The sequence below is a fragment of the Clostridium sp. CS001 genome, assembly GCF_020443565.1.
Lineage (GTDB): Bacteria > Bacillota > Clostridia > Clostridiales > Clostridiaceae > Clostridium_AD.
Genome location: NZ_JAIZZN010000031.1, coordinates 39,072 through 46,524, shown reverse-complemented (window position 1 = coordinate 46,524; position 7,453 = coordinate 39,072). Strand labels below are relative to the sequence as shown.

Here is a 7,453-nt window from a genome sequence, read left to right as displayed (position 1 = left end):
AAAAGCCGTAGGCAGTTTAGAACTTATATAAAAGCTATCTACGATTTTTTTTAATATTCTTGCTGCAACTTTTCTTGTCCTGAATGCTGCAAACTGAGATGTCCTATAACAATCATAGTAGTGTATAAATCATAGGTTGTTATATCGGATTGTATTTAATAAATTGATTAGCATTCACAATTAGGTTAATATAATTGTTTTTTAAAAATTCCTCATCCTATTAACCTTTAATTCCTATTATTTAAGCAACAAAAACTGTTCCAGTTATTGTAAGGGGTCAGACACCTTTAAAAAATTGGAAACGTAGTGAGCGATTTTTATTGCTAATGAGTGAAACGAATTTAATATAGATATTTTAAAGAGAATAGACTAGGGTGATTAAGAGAAATGTGGTTTAAGCTTGAACTTTCAAATGAATCTTTTATCTCTAGTAAATAAAAACAAGACAAGACTTTTTTGCATAATAAAAAAATTTGAGCTTATTAGCAAGTAAAACCCGTCAGCATACACTTCCATATTTTATAAAATAATTTATAATAATTAAAACTGTTTTAAGTCTTTGCCCCGTAATAAGCTACCGTGCAAAGACTAGAACAGTTTTGGTAATAACAATTTATTTATATATACCGATATATTCTTATATATTCCTATATACCTGCATTAGATAATCTACAACTATTTCTATTTCATATTCATTTTTTAATATAACTTCGTACCACTCATTACCGTTATAGGGATTCTTATCTAACTTATTCGCTTTTACTTTATTATCTTGTAGAATACTATATCCATCTGTTCTAAAATGAATTTTTATTAAATCTTCTCTTGTCTTAAGCTTTATTAAACAATAATTATGTTTAACATTTTTACCTGAATGATTAACATAAAATCTATAATCTGGCGTATCAGTTGACATATGATTTAATGATTTTTTATCAACTTCATAAATTAACTTATTTAAAATATTCTGCGAGTTAATAGACATTTTCTCATATTGAATTTTAAATTTATTAGATTTTAAATCTATACCCATTTCTTAAACCCCTTTTTCGATTATTTTATTTAGGTTTTTTAATTCTCATAATATAATTTTCATAAGTTACTTTAAACTGATATTAAAAATATTCAGCTAATTTAATAGCTACTCTGTTCTTGAAACTTCCCCTGATATAAAATTGGTTTTAAATCTAACAACCTATATAAATTTCCTTGTGATATGAACAGCTTGCCAATATTATTCATCCAATCAAACTCAGTTAATCTGTATAGATAAAAATGCCCTGAATAGTCCTTAGAAAACTCTAATTCATTTTTTGTTACATAAAAAGATTCATTTTGAGTAATTGATGTTTTCACTTCAATGAATTTAGGATTTCCGTCTTCCTGAAAAGACAATATATCAAACCCTAGTCCATCTCCTTTTGTATCTGAGACATGCTCTACTTGTCCAGCTAAATCTGTTCGATTTGCCTTGATTAACTTAATTTTTTCGTGATTTAGTATATAAGATTCTCCCAGAAATCCAATCTTTGAATTGAATTTAGCTTTTTCTTTTATTGTCATTGGAAGACCATCAACCCATCCAAACGCATAATCAGCGATTTTTATAATATAAACTGTATCCGATTCCTTGATAATCTGCATTTCCGGATAAATATCTTGACTTTCCTTAAATTCATTAAAATACTTACCCCAAAGAGGCAGCTCCATATTTATAGCTGCAGCAAAATCGCTGTACCACATAAGCCTTGTCCTATTTATATTGTCACATTCTATATAAGCCTTAAATTGATTCTCTTTATATCTAAAAATAAGGTGCTTCTTTTCTTTTGACTTTATGTTATCAATATTAAAAAAGCCTCTTATTTCTCTAGGAATACCGGTCCCATGATGAATAAAAACAGCTCTGTCCATTTTCTTTATAAAAAAGCAGGGTGATTGTATAATCCATGAAAAAGCAAGAATAGGAAAAGACTTTGTTAGTATCATTTATAGTAACCTCATTTCCAGTAAGATATATTTGAAATTGTATAATACTTGAAGAATTTATTCATCATTTAATGTTTTTTTAATTACGAAGATTAAATTTATATTTACTCATATTATCAATTCTCTCTATCTATTTAAAATCTATCTAATCTCTTATTGATAATAAGTCATCTAACTCTTTAACAATTCCATCCTTTAACATTATAAATCTTTTTTGTAACATTTCTTTATAACAACTAATTTCACTTTGCTGTCCAGTACAGCCTTCAAACATCAGTTTATATTCACTAGATATAAAATGATTTACAAAGACTGAATTGCTATTATTCTTGTCAAAAATATCTTCTAAATATTTAATTGGGTTTAAGTCACTAATCTTGTTATTTGTTTTTGCTAAAATATAGGTTCTATTTAACGGGCTGTTTAAAATATGCTTCTTTTTATCTCTCAATTCTTTAGAAGATTCACCCATTTTTACACAATTTTTTAATGGTATAATATGATGATCTTGAACTTCTAAGTTTATAGTTTCACTATCAATTTGCGCTATTTTACCTGCTGCTATTTCCCAGGCATTTAGATTAATATTATATAATAAATCTTTAGGTTGTCCACTTAAAATGTATTGCAAAATAGTTTTATGAACAACGCTTGTAACTGTTTCATTCTCGTCTTCCCCTAATAATATAGACATATCAGAAAAGCCTTCTACATTTAGTATCCTATCTTTTAGCCTTTCATAATTTCCATCTTGCCCTTCTACTATCCATTTATATAAATTTTGAATATCCTTCATACATTTATCATTCTGATTGTATCTATACTCTCCACCAATTATTGAAGCCCAATACCAAAACTCTATCTTAGAAAGTTTTTCATTACTATTCCATACACCATCGTCTAGTAATAAATAAGCAATAGGTAATATCATTAAATTATAATGCAAATCTGTAATCTTAACTATACCGCAGCGTATTTGCAAAAATGAACAAGCCCTTATTAATCCATTGATAACAGTATTTGTACTTTTATTTATATCCTCATGTTTTATATTTAAAATCTTATCTCTCTTCATCAAATCAATTTTTATATCGTCAACATCTCCATAATCTGTATAGCTTAAAATTGACAAAAGATTTAAATACTGTTTCTTAATAACGGCATTTATTTCGTTCTCTTTTATAGTTTCCATATAAGAAGATTTAAAATTCTTTGGTTTATTACCCTTTAGCAATCCGGTAAGTTCATCAGATATAGGAATTTCTGTCTCTAATAACTTTGAGATTCGTTTGCTTAAAGATTCACAACTCTTATCTCTTGCTGCTCTAGCAACAACAAGATCAAAATTATCAAGAGGAGTTCCTCCTTTGTTTATTCTTTCAAAAATCACTACTGCTCTGCAAATTTCATCAGATTGTAATCTAATTATATCTACCTTTTGATTTAAAATGTTCTCGAAAAATGTTTGTACTTGAACCTTCCATATAGCAGCTAACTTTGACCAAGTATCTAATATGGCTTTTTCATCATTCTTATCAATATATGACTCTATATCAGTATCTATATCTCCTAGTATTTCGATAATTTTAACTGAGTTATCTTTATAATCATTTATAAGTTCATCTTTTCTATCATTTGCTATTTTATCTATTACATATTCATAAAATGCTTTTTCATCATTTGCTTTAAATAAACTATACAAAGGTATCCAACCTTCTTTTTTAGCTTCCTTAGCCTTTGCATTTAATATGCTATTTGGCCTTACAACCTTATTGCCAGAAATATCACGTGCCTCAAAGTCAGGATTATACCATTTTTGTGAAAGTGTAACCCCTATATTTTCAAAAACCAACCTATTTTCTATATTACTTGGTTCCTCTTTATTTAAGCTCTTGGAATTAAATTTCAAGTCTTTCCAACCAAAAATATCGATTTCATCTTGTTTAGGTGTTATTCTTAAGAACCACCTAACTTTTAATATTTGATATACTTCTCTAGCAGTATCTTTCCAATCATCTTCAGAAAAAAAATCACTTAACACTCCCTTTAATGAAGTTAGACGTTGTTGACCATCAAGCAAATACATACATTCTTCTTTTGGACTAGCTTCACCATTAGGAAATCCGAGTTTTTTAGTTGCAAAATCATCATTTTTACCATCCAATATTAAAAAGCTTCCAATCGGTAGTGATAATATAAGTGATGCTATTAGTTCCTTTTGCTGAACCTTATTCCATACTAAGTCTCTTTGAAAATCAGGCAACACCAATTTCTTTTCATCTACTAACTTAAACAATTCTATTAATTCCATAATCAATCTCCCAAGTAATTAATTTTAATATTAAACTCTATATTCCATAAATTCTACTTTAAATAAAATCAGTTTTACCGTTAACATAAATCAATCATCTCTTCTTCAACATATTCAAAGCTTTTCTCAATTTTATTTTGAGTATCCTCTACTTCGGCTACTTTAACTTTATTATTGTAATTTTCTTGACTATTTCCATTTTCACTTCCACTAAACAAATTCACCCCCGGATTTTGCTCCATAATATCTAAAGCATCAACCAAGTTTTTTAAATATTCTCTTGTGTTCGCCTCCATTTTTTCATTTCCGGTTCTCTTGCAAGTTCTTTCAACGAATCCATCAATATCTTTATCTTCAATTTTTATATTCCACGAATAAGCTATCCTATGGATGTTAATAGTTCTAATAGTAAGCAACTTCAATTCTTCTTCTTTTAATTTTTCCAATCTAATAATAGGTTGTCTTAAATCTCTTAAATTCTTTAAATTTTCATCCTCTGAATCATATCCATTAATTATTCTATTGTATAGTGCTGGATAGCTTTTTATCCCTTTTTCGGCATCATCAATAAGTTCATTTGTTCCACCGAAAATAAACATACAATTGTCACTTTGCCCCAATGTACTCATATCTATAAGACTTTTTATATTTTCATAAGATTTAGCTCTTATATCTTTTCTTTCATTCGTAATCAATGATGTTTCATCTACTAAAACTACCAAGCCACTGTAGCCTAATAGTGTTGTAGTTTTTAAAAAAGCTTTTAAAAAATCTAGCGAGTTCTCCTTATCCACATCTCCCTTAATTCCAAATTTAACTTTTGTTGTCGCGGGTATGTTTTTTTCACCTTTTATCCATGCTGATATTGAAATACATTCATCTTTATTTTTCTTGAGCTTTGCCTTAATATAAGCCTTAAATGCGATTGCAAAAGAACTATTATGTTTCTCTATTGTAAATATACCATGATCTAACTTTCTCACTGCTTCACTTCTATCTTTTTCTTTTGCTAATTCTGCAATCCAATTCTCAAACATTTCTTCAAAGCAAGTACCAGCAATGTCACTTCCACTAATTCGTAAGGCGTGTGTGACATTGTAATAAATTTCTTCTGTTTTGTTAAATTTAAAATCCTTACCTACTTGAATCTTTGCTACGGCAAAATTGCTACTTAATGCTAGCTCTTCTATTTGAGAAAGCAAAAAAGTTTTCCCACAACCAAATGAGCCAATTAAAAACTTTACAATACTGCTTCCTTCTTCTGTTAACTTTATACACCTTTTAAATTCTTTTATCTCATCTTCTCTTCCAACACCTAATAATTTTAAATAAGCATGTGGAACAACTCCATTTTTTATTGCACTAATAATTCTTTCAGCTTCTTGTTGTTTTGAAGTCATAGTATATTCACTACCCCCTAAGACTTATATATTCTCTAACGATTATATTGCCATTCATATCTTTCACTGCTACAAAATCTTCTTCATAGCTTCCTTCAACTAAATCAAAATTCAATTCTGTAAAAAACATCATGAATATTTCTTGCATTTTTATTTCTGTAACATCATACCCCGCCATATATAAGTTTGTTTGAACATGTGCCAAATAATTTTTAATTTTTATTTTTTCTTCATCACTATACAGCAATTTTACGTAGGTTAAAGTTTCATTGAAAATACTAATCAATTTTGATTTTATAATTTGCTTTGGCTTTTCTTTTTTTCTAGACTTAGAAATATCTGGAATAAGTGTTGCATTTGTCACTTCTTTATTGTTCTCAATATCATTATTATTTTCATTTAAAATGTTTAAACATTTTCTCTTTGCATTTTCATCTAATTCTTCAAAAATCATTATTATATTTTCAATTTTCAAGTCACTCACTCTTCCTTTAACAACTATCTTATACTCTTGATAAATGTTTACTATATCATCTTTCAAATTGAGGGGTAGCTTTGCTGTTTGATCTAGCCACAAAATGCTCTCCTCTATAGTCCATGTTTCTATTTCATGCAATTGAAAATTCAAATAATTTTTTTTCCATTCTTTGTTTGTTTCATATTCCAAATTTGATTTATGAAACTTTAGCTCATATTTAGGTTTAGATTCTATTGCTAAGGTTTTAGTGAAATTAAAAAAACTTTCTGTAGATTCATCTTTTTCTTCTACATTTAGCCATTCTAACATTTTAATTGGATCTTCAAAACATCCTTCATTAATATCTTTTGGAAGCGTATACTCATCTTCTTCAACATAATTATCTTTTTTATAAAGTTCATTTTCCATGTATTCTTCATCTATTTCTTCATCATAAGGAGTCTCCCAGTCTAATTCGTTTAATAACCACTCATCATCTTCTGGCAAAAGTATTTCAATAGTTTCTCCTTCATTAACATAATCATCACCATATAGCTTATAACTATATACTCGTTCATCACTATTGAATACCTCTTCATTATTTTTAGCTATCATAGAATCCTCAAAAATCATCGATTCATACGCCTCTATGTATGTATAATAATTTCTTGAAATTGATATAATCATTTCATGAAAAAGCTCTCCAATATTATTTATAGCTTGGTTTTCAAAGCACAATTCTGACAATCTGCAAATTGTTTCATATTCCATCTCGGTACAGTTATACCAATCAGATAAAAATACTTTAGCACTTTGCCCTTCACCAATAATCTCATATTGAAGAGCTGAAAATAGTATGCACTCTTCATGATAAAATAATATAAATACAGGATCAGAGTATGCTTTGCTAAGAATTTTTGTAATCCAATGTGCATCATGGCTTCGTTCATTCTTATTACAATTTAAATCAACAGCAAGAAAGACTATCTTTTCAAAATCATTTTTCCTTCTTTTTAACTTTTTACATACAATGTCTTCAGGTACTATAGTAAACAGTAAAGAAATTGACTCGATTTTCTTTAAATAATCATGTTCATCTGCACCAAATTGTGTTTTATTATCTACTTTAAAATAAATAAACTGATTTACATCTAAATTAATAGCTACATTAGCAGGATTAACAGGATAGTTCATAGCTTTAAATAGCTCTATCCCTCCATTATATAAATCTGAAAATTTAATTTTTGATAATGCAAATTCAATTTCAATTATTTCGGACAATAAATTATTCATTTC

General features: G+C 28.0%; 5 protein-coding genes. All 5 read right to left on the bottom strand.

The features are described from left to right. Positions 1-637: 637 nt before the first annotated feature. A complete protein-coding gene (locus tag LGK97_RS16595) occupies positions 638-1,033 on the bottom strand; it encodes a hypothetical protein (RefSeq protein WP_226260865.1) in 396 nt (131 codons plus the stop codon). A gap of 101 nt (positions 1,034-1,134) precedes the next feature. Next, positions 1,135-1,989 carry a DUF3883 domain-containing protein gene (locus LGK97_RS16590; RefSeq protein WP_226260864.1) on the bottom strand — a complete coding sequence of 285 codons (855 nt, stop codon included), beginning with the start codon at positions 1,987-1,989 and terminating at the stop codon, positions 1,135-1,137. Between the two features lie 145 nt (positions 1,990-2,134). Beyond that, the gene (locus LGK97_RS16585) at positions 2,135-4,300 is read right to left on the bottom strand and encodes a DUF262 domain-containing protein (protein WP_226260863.1); all 2,166 of its coding nucleotides are present in this window, start codon (positions 4,298-4,300) and stop codon (positions 2,135-2,137) included. 80 nt (positions 4,301-4,380) lie between these two features. Further along, complete coding sequence (locus tag LGK97_RS16580; protein ID WP_226260862.1) at positions 4,381-5,700, bottom strand: BREX system ATP-binding domain-containing protein; 1,320 nt, start codon at positions 5,698-5,700, stop codon at positions 4,381-4,383. 10 nt (positions 5,701-5,710) lie between these two features. After that, positions 5,711-7,450: a hypothetical protein gene (locus tag LGK97_RS16575; RefSeq protein ID WP_226260861.1), complete on the bottom strand. Its 1,740-nt coding sequence runs from the start codon at positions 7,448-7,450 to the stop codon at positions 5,711-5,713. Positions 7,451-7,453 lie beyond the last annotated feature (3 nt).

What these genes read in the sequence shown, in the direction of transcription:
- LGK97_RS16590 (WP_226260864.1), bottom strand. Translation starts at nt 1,989, where the DNA reads ATGATACTAACAAAGTCTTTTCCTATTCTTGCTTTTTCATGGATTATA.
- LGK97_RS16595 (WP_226260865.1), bottom strand. Translation starts at nt 1,033, where the DNA reads ATGGGTATAGATTTAAAATCTAATAAATTTAAAATTCAATATGAGAAA.
- LGK97_RS16585 (WP_226260863.1), bottom strand. Translation starts at nt 4,300, where the DNA reads ATGGAATTAATAGAATTGTTTAAGTTAGTAGATGAAAAGAAATTGGTG.
- LGK97_RS16575 (WP_226260861.1), bottom strand. Translation starts at nt 7,450, where the DNA reads ATGAATAATTTATTGTCCGAAATAATTGAAATTGAATTTGCATTATCA.
- LGK97_RS16580 (WP_226260862.1), bottom strand. Translation starts at nt 5,700, where the DNA reads ATGACTTCAAAACAACAAGAAGCTGAAAGAATTATTAGTGCAATAAAA.